This window comes from Paraburkholderia sp. Cpub6 (genome assembly GCF_014201065.1).
Classification (GTDB): domain Bacteria; phylum Pseudomonadota; class Gammaproteobacteria; order Burkholderiales; family Burkholderiaceae; genus Paraburkholderia; species Paraburkholderia tuberum.
The window spans coordinates 246,175-260,061 of sequence record NZ_JACHDM010000008.1 but is presented as its reverse complement, the minus strand read 5'-3'; the positions used below and the strand labels follow the sequence as shown (position 1 = coordinate 260,061).

Genomic DNA, 13,887 nt, shown 5'->3' with positions numbered 1-13,887 from the left:
GTATCGTGGAGCGACCCTCGAGGTTGCAAGTACGGCGAGCAGCTTTGGCGCCTTGCTACAGCGAAACGATCGGGTATATGCGCTTTGAGCGGACAAGGCATCGCCGCAGGCGATGCAATCTACCGCCCCGCAAAGGTCGAGCCGCCCCCCGCAAACGCGGCTGCCATGATGCTCGCACCATTAGTCGAGCTCGCCTTTAGCGATCCATCCTGTTGATTTTCGCGGGCGTGTTTCGCTGTTGATCCTTCCCGGACCAACACTGCGCGACAGCGCAGTTGCTGCCCGCGATCGATCAGTCAACTTGTATCCTCGAGCCACATACAGGACGTCGCCGATGCGCGCGAATGTCGCTTAACAGGTGTGCGAGGGACGTTTGCAAATCTTGCGCGACTCGACGTGTTTAGTTTGTAGGTTGAGGGTGTCGAACGGAGCTTGTGCTGACCGGCGCGCTACGTATCCAGCTAGCCTGTCGAGATCGGCTGGTCAAATCCGCCCCCATGCGAAAGTGATTGTCACGATCTCCGAATCGCGCCGTTATAGACGCGTGGGCAAATGGTCACGAAGGCGAAACCGGCAATGGATCGTGCAAAAAAGTTGCCAATCTGATGTCGGTCAAGGGTCCGGCACAGCGAAAGTGTTGAACCCCAGCATGGGCCGCGTTCGGCGCTTGATCCGCGTCAAGGGGGAATGGCGGTAACTCTACCAGCCAACAGAACCGTCATAAATGCCCCATTGGGCGAGTGATCGAGTGGCCTTCGTCGTTGCGCGCAGAAGGCTCAGTGCGTCAGGACGGTCGTGTGCGCGGCGAGGCGCTCGACCTCGGGTAGCGCCTGGCCCAGCACATCGATAGCCCCATTCGTGGTGGAGGCCGTAGCAGCGCTGCGCAACGCGTGCTGAACGACCTCATGAATGACTTCCGTGTTCGATGAACCGATCTGGAACGATTGAAGCGTGCACGCTCGACGGCTGATCCCGCTTGCGTAACGCCCGGCTGGACAGCGTCGAAGCAAATGTGCTGCGTGTCATTCAGATGGTCCGCACGGCCCCTGCCTCCGGACGCACTAAAGAACTGCGCACCGCTCCAGGGCAATCGGCTAAGACCTTGCAGCGACGGCAACTATCCGTTGCCCCGCAGATGCTTGTAAGCCGACGGTAAGTGACTAGACTGGCAACGAACTGGCAAACAGCACTCATGCCTCGCCAGACCGTTGTTCCCCAAACACCGCGTCTCCTGCATCCGACGCTCGATATGGAGTCTGATCATGCCAAAGTCGAAGACCTTCATCCCCGTCCCTGTTGTCGCGTCGATCCTGTCCTTCTCGACCGCCGCATTCGCTAGCAGCAGCGGTCCCCAAACCTATGAGCAAGCGGCTGTGCAACCGGTTCAGCGTCAAACGGTCGGCTACCATGACCACACGGGCGCCAATGCACAACATGCAATGGACTTTCAGGCGGTGTTAGCCCGCGTGGAAGCCCAGCGGCAAGCGTTCAACAACTACGGCGGGGTGACTAGTTCGTCGGCTTTCCTCCCGTCAGACAACGTAGCGTCGGGTAGCCCCGTCGACTTCAGTACCGCAACAGCGTCCTGGCGTTACAAGGCAATCTTGGCCGCGCGTTGATACGGCCTGCGGCTGCTAATCGCATCAAAATCAACACAACCAATTGTAGAGAATTGAAACGAAAAAGACCTTCCTTGTACTGTTCGCCTTCCTTACCAGCACATCCGTGCTTGCGCAAAGCAATCTGCCGCAGCAATTGCCGTCGCAACAGCCAGCGTCCGCCGGGCAACCGTCCACGAAGCAGCTTTCACAGGGTGGGCCGCAGCTTCCGCAACCTCCACAGCTCCCGACACAAGCGTCGACGCAAGTCCCGACCCAGCTTCCGAAATAACCCCATATGGCAGCGCGACCCGCGCAGCCATACCTGGGAGACCGGCGATTGTCGCGGCTACCCGGATTCTGTTCATCGCCGTAGGCGCATGTGATGCACGACGGCGTTTGCCGGCGATTCGTTCATGACGTCGGCAGATCGCTGGCCGCGAGACCGTGGTTGGTTCAGCAATAGACTGCTCTCAACCCTTCCTCAGCAATTCCTCAGCAATTCGATAAGGCGCGGCGTCTTCGCCGGCTGCCTGCGGGTTTCGGCGAGAGCATCGACCGCGATCGGCGTGCCCCGCCATCCGGGCATGATCCGGAGTACCGTCCACGGGCCATTCATCGTGACGATTGGCTCCGGAACAGGCTGATACCCATGTCAGGCGTTGCAAACGGCGGATTTCGCCGATGCTGTGCAGGGTGAACCGTCCACCTGGCGACACGGTGGCGCTTCGCTTGCCGTCTCCCACGGTCCGCGAGCGTCCAGGCGCCAGCCTATGCGGCGTCAGTCCCGTCCGTCGGTCCATATGCGGCCAGAAACACGTCGGCCGCTCTTTGAACGACTTTGGCGATGTTGCGCGCACTGATATCCGCCGGCACGCCCAGCAGGCAGAGTTCCAGCAATTCCGCTTCATACAGCCCACGCAAATGCGCTGTCGCGACGGCTGCGTTACAGCTGCGCAGCTTCCCGGCGTCAATCGATTGCTGCAGGAAGTCAGTCACCACTTGCCACCCGGGCTTCGGCCCGCGCTCATAGAACAGAGCGCCGACGTTCGACCGGCCACCTTCAAAATGCGCGAGACGGCGCACCGCGAGCAGTTGCGGTGTCAGGATCGCAACCAGACAGTGCTTGCCGAAGCTCACCAGTGCGTTACGAACCGGCACGGTGGTCTTCAGTTGCTCGAGTGCAGCTTCTACTCCCTGTTGCGCGGCGGAGCCCATGAACTCGGCGAACATCTCGTCCTTCGACTTGAAGTAGTTGTAGAGCGTGGCCTTCGACACGCCTGCCCGCGCCGCGATCTCGGACATCGACGCAAGCTCGAACCCCAATTCACTGAACACCTCAAACGCGGCGTCAACGATCACCTGCCGCTTTGCTTCGGTTTTCACTCTCATCTTCAATGCTCCTCCGGTCTGCGCGACCGATCAACGACATGGCCGGCGGCGACGCCCGCGACCGGCCTTCGACTTTCAATGTTGTGATCTTACCATATCTGAACCGTACAGTTCATTTCTGTTGACATGAATGATTTCGATAACTAGACTGTTCAGTATTGTAAAAGGGAGCGAAGGAGCAGGGGATCATGCAAGAGAGCACGGACATTTGGAGCCAGGTGAAACCGGTGAGACTGGCCGCCGCATTCGCATTCGCCATCGTGGCGAGCGCCTGCGCGCAACTGCCTGATATGCCGCAAAAGCCGGTAACGAAAGACATCAGCAGGTATGAGACGGCACAAAGTCTCGGCGCGGACGCCGGCAAGCAGGCCGGCACCGCGTCCGCCTGGCCCACCGATCAGTGGTGGCTTGGCTATCACGATCCCCAGCTGAACGCGCTGATCGCGGAAGCGCTCAAGGTTGAGCCGACGCTGGCGGCCGCCGAGGCGCAGCTGCATAACGCCGAGGCGTCGGCGCAGGTGGCAGGCGCGGCGCTGTTGCCCGAAGTCAGCGCGCAGGGCTCGGTCGAAAAGAAGAAGCAGAGCTACAACAACGGCACGCCCTCCGCTTTAGTCCCTCACGGATGGCGCCCCTACGGCACCGCCGAGCTTGACTTCAGCTACGAAATCGACTTCTGGGGCAAGAATCGCGCTTCGCTAGCCGCCGCCACGTCGGAACTCGAAGCGGCGCGCGCCGATGCGGCGCAGGCCCGCATGGTTCTCTCCGCGTCGATCGCCGCAGCGTATGCCGACCTCGCGCGGCTGTTTGCCGAGCGCGACAGTGCGCAGGCGGCCCTGCAGGTCCGCACGCAATCCGCACAGCTGTTCAGGGAGCGTTTCGCAAACGGGCTGGAAACGCAGTCCGGCGTCAAGCAGGCTGAATCGAAGCAGCAAAGCGCGCAGGCCGACCTGCTCGAGCTGGATGAATCGATTGCACTGGAGCGCAACAAGATCGCCGCGCTGATGGGTGCCGGTCCCGACCGCGGCTTGCGTATCGAGCGTCCGGCCGTCGACCTGACCCAGCCTGCCGGCATGCCCGCCAACCTTGGACTCGGCCTGCTTGGCCGTCGCCCGGACGTGGTCGTTGCACGCCTGCGCGTAGAGGCGGCGGCGAAGCGGATCGACGTCGCGCGCGCCGGGTTCTATCCGGACATCACGCTCGGCGCGTCGATCGGCTACCAGTCGCTTGGCCTGAACATGCTGACGAACGCGGCTTCGCTGGCCGGCAACTTCGGGCCGGCGGTCACGCTGCCCATCTTCAATGGCGGACGTTTGCGCGGCGAACTGCGCGGCAAGCGGGCGACCTATGACGAGGCGGTCGCGAACTACGACGAAACGCTGACGAAGGCGCTGCACGACGTGGCCGACGTTGCCGCAAGCAAACGCGCGCTGGCGGACCGGCTGCAAGCGACGCAGGCCGCCTACGACGACGCCGCCCAGGCGCACCAGGTCGCGCTCGATCGCTATCGCGCCGGCCTTGCCGGTTATCTCGAAGCGCTGAACGCCGCCGACACGATGACTTCCGCGCAGCGCCAGCTCGCCGATATCCAGTCGCGCACCTTCTCGCTCGATGTCGCGCTCGTGCGCGCGCTCGGCGGCGGCTTTCAGGCCAGCACGCCGGCCGCGACCAACGCAACCCATCCCAACAAGCAAAGCTGATTTCAAGGACTCCGATCATGTCTGAAACCCAATTCGTCAAAACCAGCGAGTCGCTGATGCCGGACTCGCCCGCTTCCGCTGCTCCCGTCGATACCGGCGCTGCGGCCGGCGCTCCCCCTTCGAACCGCAAGAAGCTGTTCGCGCTGCTCGGCGGCGCCATTCTCGTCGCCGGTCTCGGGTACGCGAGCTACTGGCACTTCGTCGCGTCGCATGACGTGTCGACCGACAACGCCTACACCGCGGCCGAAGTCGCATCGATCACGCCGGCGGTCAGCGGCATCGTCAAAAGCGTGCCGGTCGTGAATACGGAGCAGGTCCACAAGGGCGACGTATTGGCCGTCGTCGACGACACCGACGCGAAGATTGCGCTGGCGCAGGCCGAAGCCGATCTGGGCCGCGCCGAACGCAAGGTGCGCGGCTATGTCGCCACCGATACGCAACTGAGCGCGCAAGTCAGTGCGCGCGCAGCGGACGAATCCCGCATGGCCGCACAGATCGCGTCGGCCCAGGCCGACTTTGACCGCGCGGCGATCGACCTGCAGCGTCGCGAAGTGCTGGCCCGCACCGGCAGCGTATCGGGCGAAGAGCTGAGCAACGCGCGCGCGGCGTCTGCCACCGCCAGGGCGGCGCTCGACGCAGCCCGCGCTGCGGCCTTGCAGGCGAAGGCAAGCCGCGACGCCGCAGTCGGCTCGCTCGAGGCGAACAAGGTGCTGATTGCGGACACGACGGTCGATACCAATCCGGAAGTCCTGCTCGCACGCGCGAAGCGCGATCAGGCACGCGTCGATCTCGATCGGACCGTGCTGCGCGCGCCGGTCGACGGCGTCGTCGCGAGCCGCCAGGTTCAGGTGGGTCAGCGCGTTCAGACCGGCACCACCCTGATGAAAGTCGTGCCGATCGAATCCGTCTACGTCGATGCGAATTACAAGGAAACCCAACTCGGCAAGGTGCGCATCGGTCAGCCGGTGGAACTGAAGTCGGACCTGTACGGCAGCAAGGTCGTCTATCACGGCAAGGTCGAGGGTTTCTCGGGCGGTTCAGGTTCCGCGTTCGCGATGATCCCCGCGCAGAACGCGACCGGCAACTGGATCAAGGTCGTGCAGCGCCTGCCGGTGCGCGTCAGGATCGATCCGGCCGAGCTTCGTGCGCATCCGCTGGGTATCAACCTGTCCATGGAAGCAACGGTCGACACACGCGGCGGCAACGACGCGCCCGCACACTAAGGATGCGCCGCCATGTCTTCCACTCAGGTCAATGACATCGCATTGCCGCCGCTGTCCGGCCCCATGCTGATTGTCGCGGCGTTGATGATCGCCGCCGCCAACTTTGTCGCGGTGCTGGACAGCACCATCGCGAACGTGTCGCTGTCGACCATTTCCGGTGCACTCGGCTCCTCGACGAGCCAGGGCACGTACGTGATCACCTCCTACGCGGTGGCCGAAGCGATCACCGTGCCGCTGACCGGCTGGCTCGCGAGCCGCTTCGGCACGGTGCGCGTGTTCATCACGGCGCTGGTGATGTTCGGGCTCTTTTCGGCACTGTGCGGGATGGCGACCTCGCTCGGCACGCTGATCCTGTACCGTGTATTTCAGGGGCTCGCGGGCGGCCCGCTCATGCCGCTCTCGCAAACCCTGCTGCTGCGCATCTTTCCGAAGGAGAAGGCCGCCGCGGCGCTTGGCCTGTGGAGCATGACGACACTGATTGCGCCGGTGATGGGCCCGGTGCTGGGCGGTATCATCTGCGACGACTACCACTGGTCCTACATCTTCTTCATCAACGTGCCTGTGTCGCTGATCTGCGGATACGCCGGATGGATGATGCTCAAGCGCTTCGAATCGGAGAAGATCCGGATGCGGATCGACACGGTCGGGCTCGTGCTGCTGATCATCTGGGTCTCTGCGCTGCAGATCATGGTCGATGATGGCAAGGACAAGGACTGGTTCAGCTCGATGGAAATTCGCGTCCTCGCGATCGTTGCGGTGATTGGTTTCCTCGCCTTCCTCATCTGGGAGCTGACCGAGCGAAATCCCATCGTCGATCTGCGGGTGTTCCGTCATCGCGGCTTTGCCGCGAGTGTGGTCACCATGTCACTGGGGTTCGGCGCGTACTTCGGCGCCACCGTGCTCACGCCACTGTGGCTGCAGAACAATATGGGGTACACGGCCACGTGGGCCGGGTATGCCCAGGCGACGACGGGCATCTTCGCGGTTGTCGCCGCGCCGTTTGCAGCCAGGCTGTCGACGAAGTTCGATGGACGCTGGCTGGTGTTTGCCGGCGTGATGTTGCTCGGCTCGGTGACGCTGTTCCGCACCCATGCGAATTCGGACATGGACTTCTGGCAGGTGGCACTGCCGCTGCTGCTGCAAGGCATCGGCCTGCCGTTCTTCTTCGTGCCGACGACGAGCATCGGCCTGAGCAGTGTCGACGAGCCCGAAACGGCTTCGGCAGCGGGACTGATGAGCTTCTGCCGGACCTTCAGCGGGGCGATTGCCACGTCGGTCGTCAACACGTTGTGGGAAGACAAGACCAAGTTCAACCGCGCGGAGTTGTCGGGCCTGGTCGATCAGGCCGGCCACTTCATGTCCTCGCTGACCGGTTCCGGCTGGAGTGCGGATCAGGCGCTGGCGCAGATCAGCAACATGGTAGAGTCGCAGGCGGTGATGCTCGCCACCAACCAGCTTTTCTTTAACATCGCATGCTGCTTCATCATCGGCGCACTGGCGATCTGGCTTGCGCCCAAACCGACGCGTGTCGCGGATACGTCACAGGCACATTGAAGGCCAACGCGGGGCGCGCGCGCCCCGCTTTCGCCGATGCTGAATGACGACTACGGATGACCTCCTCGATACCCCGCCGCGTTTGCCTGTCGCGTGCGGGTCACCTGAATACGACTCCCGACCATGATCCTGACTTCCTATCAGCGCCAGATCCTCGTGTGGGGCGCCATCGCCGCTGGCCTCGGTATCCTTCTATGGATCTTGCGCCCGGTTCTCACGCCATTCCTGCTCGGTGCGCTCATCGCGTACATGTTGCAGCCGGGCGTCGAGTGGCTGGTGCGCCAGCGTGTGCCACGCGCGGTGGCGGTCTTGCTGATGATGCTCCTCTTCGCACTGCTCCTGACGCTACTGCCGCTACTTGCGTTCGCCGTGATCCACAAGGAAGGGCCCGAGCTCGCGAAGAACATTCCCGTCTTCATCGCGAACCTGAACGCGTGGCTGCAACCCAGGCTGGCACTGCTGGGTGTCAGCTACTCACTCGATCTGCCCGGAGTCCGCCACCTGCTGACGGGCGACACGATCGGCGACGGCCAGACCGTCATACTCGCGGCGTTGCGTTATGTGCGCACAGGCAGCAACGTCGTGTTTCCCGTGGTAAGCAACGTCATACTGGTGCCGCTCGTCCTTTTCTATCAGCTTTACGACAGGCACCAGATATTTGCGCGGATGGAAAGCTTTGTGCCGCGGCGCTGGGTCGGCAAGGTCCGGGCACTCGTGACCGAGATCGACCACATGCTGTCGCAATACCTGCGCGGCCAGTTGCTCGTGATGGGCGTGCTCGCCGTGTTCTACCCGATAGCGTTGACGCTGGCCGGCCTCGACATCGCGCTGCCCATCGGGCTCTTCACCGGCTTCGCGGTGTTCATCCCCTACGTGGGTTTCGCCCTGGGACTCGCCCTTGCGCTTCTTGCCGCGCTTCTGCAGTTCGGCGGCTGGTACGGCATCGGCGTAGTCGCAGCCGTGTACGGAGTTGGACAGGTTCTCGAAAGTTCTTTTCTTGTTCCCAAACTCGTGGGCGACCGCATCGGGCTGCACCCGCTCGCGGTGATCTTCGCTCTGCTTGCGTTTGGCCAGCTTTTCGGCTTTTTTGGCGTGCTGCTCGCGCTGCCGGTGAGTGCGATCCTTGCAGCGGTGCTGGGCGACCTGCGGCGCCGCTATGTGGCCAGCGCGCTGTATAAGGACTGACCGCCGGTTTGCCCTGGATGGATGTCGATCTGCCGCCCGGACAATGCGGGCGGCAGCCGGATAATCAGTGCGTGGTTTGTGCGGCGTCCGTCGGCCCGTATGCGGCCATGAACACGTCGACCGCTCTCTGGACGACCTTCGCGATGTTGCGGGGGCTGGTATCGGCCGGCACGCCAAACAGGCACAGCTCCATCAACTCAGCTTCATACAGGGTGCGCAGATGCGAGGTCGCGATAGCCGCATTACAGCTGCGCAACTGCCCGGCGTCAATCAATTGCTGCAGGAAGACAGCCACCGTTTGCCAGCCGAGCTTCGGCCCGCGCTCATAAAACAGGGCGCCGACATTCGACCGGCCGCCTTCACGATGCGCGAGACGGCGCACCGCGAGCAGTTGCGGTTTTAGCACCGCAACCAGATAGTGTGTGCCGAATCTCGCCAGTGCATCACGAACCGGCGTGGAGGTCTGGAGCAGCTCAAACGCCGCCCTGATTTCCTGTCGCGCGGCGACGCTCATGAACTCAGCGAACATCTCTTCCTTCGACTGGAAATAGCTGTACAGCGTGGCTTTTGATCCACCTGCCCGTGCCGCAATCTCGGACATCGACGCCTGCTCGAACCCCACCTCACTGAACACCTCAAACGCGGCGTCAACAATCGCCTGCCGCTTTTCTTCCGTTTTCACCCTCATTTCCGGTTCTCCTTCGGTCTATGAGACCGATCAAACGACACCGCTGGCGGCCGCGACGCACCTGACCGGTGCTTTCGATCAATACTGACAATCTTATCATAACAAAACCACTCGGTTTATTTGCGTTGACGGCAACAGTGGGTTTCACTATACTGAACGGTATAGTTATAAGCATTTTGACTTACCTTGAATTGCGAGCACTTATGGACCACCTCGAAACGCTGCGAACCTTTTGTACCGTCGTCGAAATGCAAAGCTTCACGCACGCCGCGAATGCGTTGGGCATCTCAAAGGCAGTCGTCTCGCGCGCGATAACGGGGCTCGAAACCAGGCTCGGTGTGCGTCTTTTTCAGCGCACGACCCGACACCTCGCACTCACTGAATCCGGGGAGGAGTTTTACGGCGGCTGCTCGCGCGTGGTTGCTGAACTGGACGTGCTCGAGGCCGGTACCGGGGAGCGCGCACGGGCGCCTGCGGGGGTACTGCGGCTCGTCGCCCACACCACCGCGGCGCTGATAGAGTTGCCACCACTGATCGCCGGGTTCCGTGCCCGCTACCCAGCCGTGCAGCTCGAATTGACGCTGGCGGAACGGCCAGTCGATCTGATCAAGGAAGCCTTCGATCTCGGCATCGTGCTGCCATTCATGCTCACGAGCGAGCTCACGATCACCCGTGCGTTGTGTCGCCTGCCCCTCGCCGTGGTGGGCTCGCCCAGCTATCTGCAGGGGCGCCAGCTACCGCAAAGGCCTATCGACCTCGCCGCATTCCGCTTCGTCACAATACTTGCGTCGATCAGCGAACCACAACTGCGGTTCCGGCGCGGTGGCGAACAGATCGCCGTGCCACTCGAACACGACGTGTCGAGCAACAACGCCGCGTTGAACAAGGAACTGGTGATGAGCGGCGCTGGTCTCGGCGCGTTGCCTCTTACGATGGTCGGCAAGGAGCTGAACGATGGCCGGCTGGTACAGCTGCTGCCCGACTTCGAGCTCATGAGCGGGGACGCCGAACTCAGGCTCGCATATCGCGACAGGGGCCTGACGACGGCGAAGGTCCGGGCGTTCATCGACTATGCGACGTCGTACTTCGATGCGCGCGCGGCCCAGATGGGCCACGTCCAACAGCAGCAGACGGTGGCCGGCGGCAGTGGCAGGCCGTCCTGATTGCCAGATGCTCATGCACCTTCCCTACGCTCGTCGCTTGCGAGCATTGTGACAGCGTGCTACGTCCGCAGCCCCAGGATAACGGCCGATACGAAGAGCGACCTGCTGTTCGACATTCTCAAGCGGTTGCGTGCAGCGGCCATTACGTTGGCGACCCCGCAGACTGTAATTATTCGAGACCTGCGGGAAGTTGACACCGGTAGCTCTGTCGTCTCTCGGGAGTGGAAACACGCTGGCAGCATCTGACGCGCATACAGATATATTCAAACCGGTCTCGCTAACGGCAACCCTAACCGGATCTTCCCTCACGTGTGCGGTGAGCAATTCCAGGAGGTCCTCATCAGTTGTGAACGGTGCGCTGAAGCGAAACTGAGGTCGTCACTCACTTGTCCGGTGAGTAAATCCAGGAGGTCCTCATCAGCTGCAAACGGTGCGCTGAAGCGAAACTGGGGCCGCCCATCTCACGGGTACACTGAGAAGTAGTTTTAGGAGGTCACGGTCAGAAAACAACCGCGCTCCTCGTGGAACACATCAAGCGCTTGTTGCAAAGGCTGTCAGTCAAGTCAACGGGCACCCCGCCCTTAAACCCAGCAATTTACATCCGGGCGAAATTGTCAGTGTTTTTCCGTAGGTCGCGACTTTTTTGCCAATTGAGAGCTCCGTCAGAACTTTACCTTCAGCTGAAAACCAATCGTAAAGGGCAGATTGTCCGATGGGATCGGCGGAATGACGATGAAGTTCGCGCCGACGCGCTTGTATTCGAGCATCACGATCGGCGCGACCACCGGGCCGATCGTGTGATTGCTGCCAAGCCCCCAGTTGCCATAGTTATAGCCGGAGATGATCCCGCCGATCGCCGCGATCCGCACGATGCCCCAATGCGCGAACTCCGGCGCCCATACGCCGCCGCCGTAGTAGGACGGCCGACGCAGCGAGTTGCGAAAGCCGCCGGCCGTCAGCGCCCACTGGTTGTTCAGCCAGCATTCGACGCCAAGCCCGGGATTGAACTGCTCGAAGTGCGTATCGGGATCGGGGTTGATGTGATACGAGCCGAGCATCGCGTCGACCCATACACCGCCGTCACACCAGTTGCCCGCATGCGCCGCGGAGAGCGCCGCGAAGCTGGCGAAAAGCGCCACCGCGGCGCGCCGGATATTCTTGTTCATCTGCCTGACGTGCATTTCTTCTCCGTCACCGGTCGAGCGCCGGTGTCATGGTGTCATGGTGGGCGATCCGCGTGCCGCCCGTCGCGCACTGTACCTGAAGCCGTGCGGTCGATGTCGAGGACTCGCTCGGCCGGCCGGGCACGCGACGTGCCCCCGCAGCCGGAACCGCCACGATAACGGAGAACCGATGGCGCCGTGATGAACAAGCGGTGAAGAAGTTCGCGGCGCGCATCGGGTGCGCCGCCGGCGATGAATGTGGTGGGAACGTCTACAGACCGAGATCGGACAGGCTGGGGTGATCGTCGGGCCGCCGGCCGAGCGGCCAGCGATACAAGCGGTCGGCTTCGCGGATCGGCAGGTCATTGATGCATGCGTGACGATGCGCCATCAGACCATGCTCGTTGAACTCCCAGTTCTCGTTGCCATACGAGCGGAACCAGTTGTTCGAATCGTCGTGCCATTCGTACGCGAAGCGCACCGCGATGCGGTTGTCGGTGAACGCCCACAGCTCCTTGATCAGCCGATAGTCGAGCTCCTTCGCCCACTTGCGGCGCAGAAAGCCGACGATCTCCGCGCGGCCACGCACGAATTCGGCGCGGTTGCGCCACACGCTATCCGTCGTGTACGCGAGCGATACGCGCTCGGGTTCGCGCGTGTTCCAGGCATCTTCCGCGGCGCGCACTTTCTGGATCGCAGTATCGCGAGTGAATGGCGGCAGCGGCGGGCGGGCTTCGATCGTATCGGCCATGATGGTTCCTCAGTCAGGTGATGGTGCGCCGCGATGGCGGCCGTTTGGTTGCGGCGGGTTTCGCTGCCGCATCGAGCAAGGTCTTGCCAACCGCCTGCGCGTCGAGCGCCGCATCGGCTTCGCCGCTCACGAGCGCCACCGCGATCGCGCCGTCGAGCAGCACGAGCCATTGCCGCGCGAGCGGCGCCGCGCGACGCGCATCGATTTGCGCTTCCGCTACGAACGCGACGCATTCGGCACGCACGAAACCGAGCAGCCGTGCCTTGTGTCTGCGCGCGACGACGCGGATCGGATCGTCGGCGGATTCGATCTCGCCGGCCGCGTTCAGAAACGCGCAGCCATGAAAATCCGCCGATGCGAACCACTCGCGCAGCACGTCGAACATGCCGAGCAGGCGTCTGCGCGCGCCCTTGCCGCGCCGTTGCGTGCCGGCGATAAACCAGTTCATCCAGCGCTCGTCGCGCCGTTCGAGCGCGGCCGCGATTAGCGCATCTTTCGACTCGAAATGCGTGTAAAAGCTTTTGCGCGCGGTGCCGGACTGCCGCACGATCGCATCGACGCCGGTTGCATGGATGCCGCCGGCGTAGATGAGCGCCTCGGCGGCATCGAGCAGCCGCGCGCGCGCCGTGCCGGGCTGGGCCGCGTCGTTTGGATCGGTCGGAATCGTTTCGTGTGTCATGGACGAAAAAGTAGAACGATCATTCTCCCTCGTCAAGTTTTTCTTCGAGCTTCGGCGCTGTGGGTGCGCTTGCTGCTATCGTGATGGAGTCGCTTGATCACCGCTCAACCGGAATCCCTTCGATGAAACCATCCTCCGTTCGCACCGCGTGGGTACGCGCGCTGCTCGGCGCAACGCTGCTGGGCGCGGTGGCCTGCACGCCGATCCAGGTGCTCACGCATTCGGTCAGTCAGAACGAGGCGCGCGTGCCGCCCGGACGCTACGACATCGATCAAGACCATACGAGCATCACGTTCGATATCGATCACTTCAAATACACGCGCTTTACGATGCGTTTCGATCGGAAGCAGGGGGAGCTCGACTGGAACGACGGCGGCCTCGACCGCAGCACGGCGTCGGTCGCGATCGACGCCGCGAGCATCGACACGAACGTGCCGCTGCTCGACAAAATGGTGAAAAGCGACAGCATGCTCGACGTCGCGCGCTATCCGCAGATCCGCTTCGCGAGCACGCGTTTCGAGCGCACCGGCGAAGCGCGCGGCACGCTGAGCGGCGATCTGACGATCCGCGGTGTCACGCAGCCGGTCACGCTCGACGTCACGTTCAACGGTTTCGCGCCCGATCCGCTGACGAAAAAGGACACGCTTGGCTTTTCCGCGGACGGTCATTTCAGCCGCGCGAAGTTCGGTCTATCTACCTGGTATCCCGCCGTCGGCGACGATATTCACGTGCGCATCCAGGCCGAGTTCGTGAAAACGCCCGCAGGCGCGTAAGCGCTGCGGGCGTCAGCGTTC

General features: G+C 62.6%; 13 protein-coding genes. 8 read left to right on the top strand and 5 right to left on the bottom strand.

Annotation, left to right across the window (positions count from 1 at the left end; genetic code table 11):
* On the top strand, positions 1-216 hold a 216-nt coding region (locus HDG33_RS17180; protein ID WP_184031133.1), incomplete at its 5' end, for a DUF3331 domain-containing protein.
* A 1,046-nt stretch (positions 217-1,262) separates the two neighbouring features.
* A complete protein-coding gene (locus HDG33_RS17175; RefSeq protein WP_184031125.1) occupies positions 1,263-1,619 on the top strand; it encodes a hypothetical protein in 357 nt (118 codons plus the stop codon).
* Positions 1,620-2,369: 750 nt separating this feature from the next.
* Here the strand turns inward: HDG33_RS17175 and HDG33_RS17170 are convergent.
* The gene (locus HDG33_RS17170; RefSeq protein WP_184031122.1) at positions 2,370-2,990 is read right to left on the bottom strand and encodes a TetR/AcrR family transcriptional regulator; all 621 of its coding nucleotides are present in this window, start codon (positions 2,988-2,990) and stop codon (positions 2,370-2,372) included.
* Positions 2,991-3,178: 188 nt separating this feature from the next.
* Here HDG33_RS17170 and HDG33_RS17165 point away from each other — a divergent pair, with 188 nt between their 5' ends.
* The 4 genes from HDG33_RS17165 (at position 3,179) to HDG33_RS17150 (ending at position 8,649) form a co-directional block, all read left to right on the top strand.
* Positions 3,179-4,687, top strand: a complete 1,509-nt coding sequence (locus HDG33_RS17165) for an efflux transporter outer membrane subunit (RefSeq protein WP_184031113.1) — start codon at positions 3,179-3,181, stop codon at positions 4,685-4,687.
* 56 nt (positions 4,688-4,743) lie between these two features.
* The gene (locus HDG33_RS17160) at positions 4,744-5,910 is read left to right on the top strand and encodes an HlyD family secretion protein (protein ID WP_184031248.1); all 1,167 of its coding nucleotides are present in this window, start codon (positions 4,744-4,746) and stop codon (positions 5,908-5,910) included.
* Between the two features lie 12 nt (positions 5,911-5,922).
* The gene (locus HDG33_RS17155) at positions 5,923-7,464 is read left to right on the top strand and encodes a DHA2 family efflux MFS transporter permease subunit (protein ID WP_311548323.1); all 1,542 of its coding nucleotides are present in this window, start codon (positions 5,923-5,925) and stop codon (positions 7,462-7,464) included.
* Positions 7,465-7,572: 108 nt separating this feature from the next.
* Positions 7,573-8,649, top strand: coding sequence for an AI-2E family transporter (locus HDG33_RS17150; RefSeq protein ID WP_184031237.1), 1,077 nt, complete (start codon positions 7,573-7,575; stop codon positions 8,647-8,649).
* A 64-nt stretch (positions 8,650-8,713) separates the two neighbouring features.
* Here the strand turns inward: HDG33_RS17150 and HDG33_RS17145 are convergent, their stop codons facing one another.
* Positions 8,714-9,337, bottom strand: a complete 624-nt coding sequence (locus HDG33_RS17145) for a TetR/AcrR family transcriptional regulator (protein WP_184031110.1) — start codon at positions 9,335-9,337, stop codon at positions 8,714-8,716.
* Positions 9,338-9,405: 68 nt separating this feature from the next.
* Between HDG33_RS17145 and HDG33_RS17140 the strand changes: the two genes are divergently transcribed.
* On the top strand, positions 9,406-10,500 hold the full coding sequence (locus HDG33_RS17140) for a LysR family transcriptional regulator (protein ID WP_311548322.1): 1,095 nt from the start codon (positions 9,406-9,408) through the stop codon (positions 10,498-10,500).
* A 662-nt stretch (positions 10,501-11,162) separates the two neighbouring features.
* On the opposite strand, the gene HDG33_RS17135 is transcribed toward HDG33_RS17140, so the two are convergent.
* From HDG33_RS17135 to HDG33_RS17125, 3 genes are all read right to left on the bottom strand, one after another.
* Positions 11,163-11,681, bottom strand: a complete 519-nt coding sequence (locus HDG33_RS17135; RefSeq protein WP_184031106.1) for a hypothetical protein — start codon at positions 11,679-11,681, stop codon at positions 11,163-11,165.
* A gap of 253 nt (positions 11,682-11,934) precedes the next feature.
* The gene (locus HDG33_RS17130) at positions 11,935-12,414 is read right to left on the bottom strand and encodes a nuclear transport factor 2 family protein (RefSeq protein ID WP_184031103.1); all 480 of its coding nucleotides are present in this window, start codon (positions 12,412-12,414) and stop codon (positions 11,935-11,937) included.
* Positions 12,415-12,427: 13 nt separating this feature from the next.
* The gene (locus tag HDG33_RS17125; protein ID WP_184031097.1) at positions 12,428-13,093 is read right to left on the bottom strand and encodes a TetR/AcrR family transcriptional regulator; all 666 of its coding nucleotides are present in this window, start codon (positions 13,091-13,093) and stop codon (positions 12,428-12,430) included.
* 122 nt (positions 13,094-13,215) lie between these two features.
* On the opposite strand from HDG33_RS17125, the gene HDG33_RS17120 reads away from it, so the two are divergent.
* Positions 13,216-13,866, top strand: a complete 651-nt coding sequence (locus HDG33_RS17120; RefSeq protein WP_018424028.1) for a YceI family protein — start codon at positions 13,216-13,218, stop codon at positions 13,864-13,866.
* Positions 13,867-13,887 lie beyond the last annotated feature (21 nt).

Bases quoted from the DNA above. Each gene is read 5' to 3' on its own strand.
- HDG33_RS17175 (WP_184031125.1), top strand. From the start codon at position 1,263: ATGCCAAAGTCGAAGACCTTCATCCCCGTCCCTGTTGTCGCGTCGATC.
- HDG33_RS17170 (WP_184031122.1), bottom strand. From the start codon at position 2,990: ATGAGAGTGAAAACCGAAGCAAAGCGGCAGGTGATCGTTGACGCCGCG.
- HDG33_RS17165 (WP_184031113.1), top strand. From the start codon at position 3,179: ATGCAAGAGAGCACGGACATTTGGAGCCAGGTGAAACCGGTGAGACTG.
- HDG33_RS17160 (WP_184031248.1), top strand. From the start codon at position 4,744: ATGCCGGACTCGCCCGCTTCCGCTGCTCCCGTCGATACCGGCGCTGCG.
- HDG33_RS17155 (WP_311548323.1), top strand. From the start codon at position 5,923: ATGTCTTCCACTCAGGTCAATGACATCGCATTGCCGCCGCTGTCCGGC.
- HDG33_RS17145 (WP_184031110.1), bottom strand. From the start codon at position 9,337: ATGAGGGTGAAAACGGAAGAAAAGCGGCAGGCGATTGTTGACGCCGCG.
- HDG33_RS17135 (WP_184031106.1), bottom strand. From the start codon at position 11,681: ATGCACGTCAGGCAGATGAACAAGAATATCCGGCGCGCCGCGGTGGCG.
- HDG33_RS17130 (WP_184031103.1), bottom strand. From the start codon at position 12,414: ATGGCCGATACGATCGAAGCCCGCCCGCCGCTGCCGCCATTCACTCGC.
- HDG33_RS17125 (WP_184031097.1), bottom strand. From the start codon at position 13,093: ATGACACACGAAACGATTCCGACCGATCCAAACGACGCGGCCCAGCCC.
- HDG33_RS17120 (WP_018424028.1), top strand. From the start codon at position 13,216: ATGAAACCATCCTCCGTTCGCACCGCGTGGGTACGCGCGCTGCTCGGC.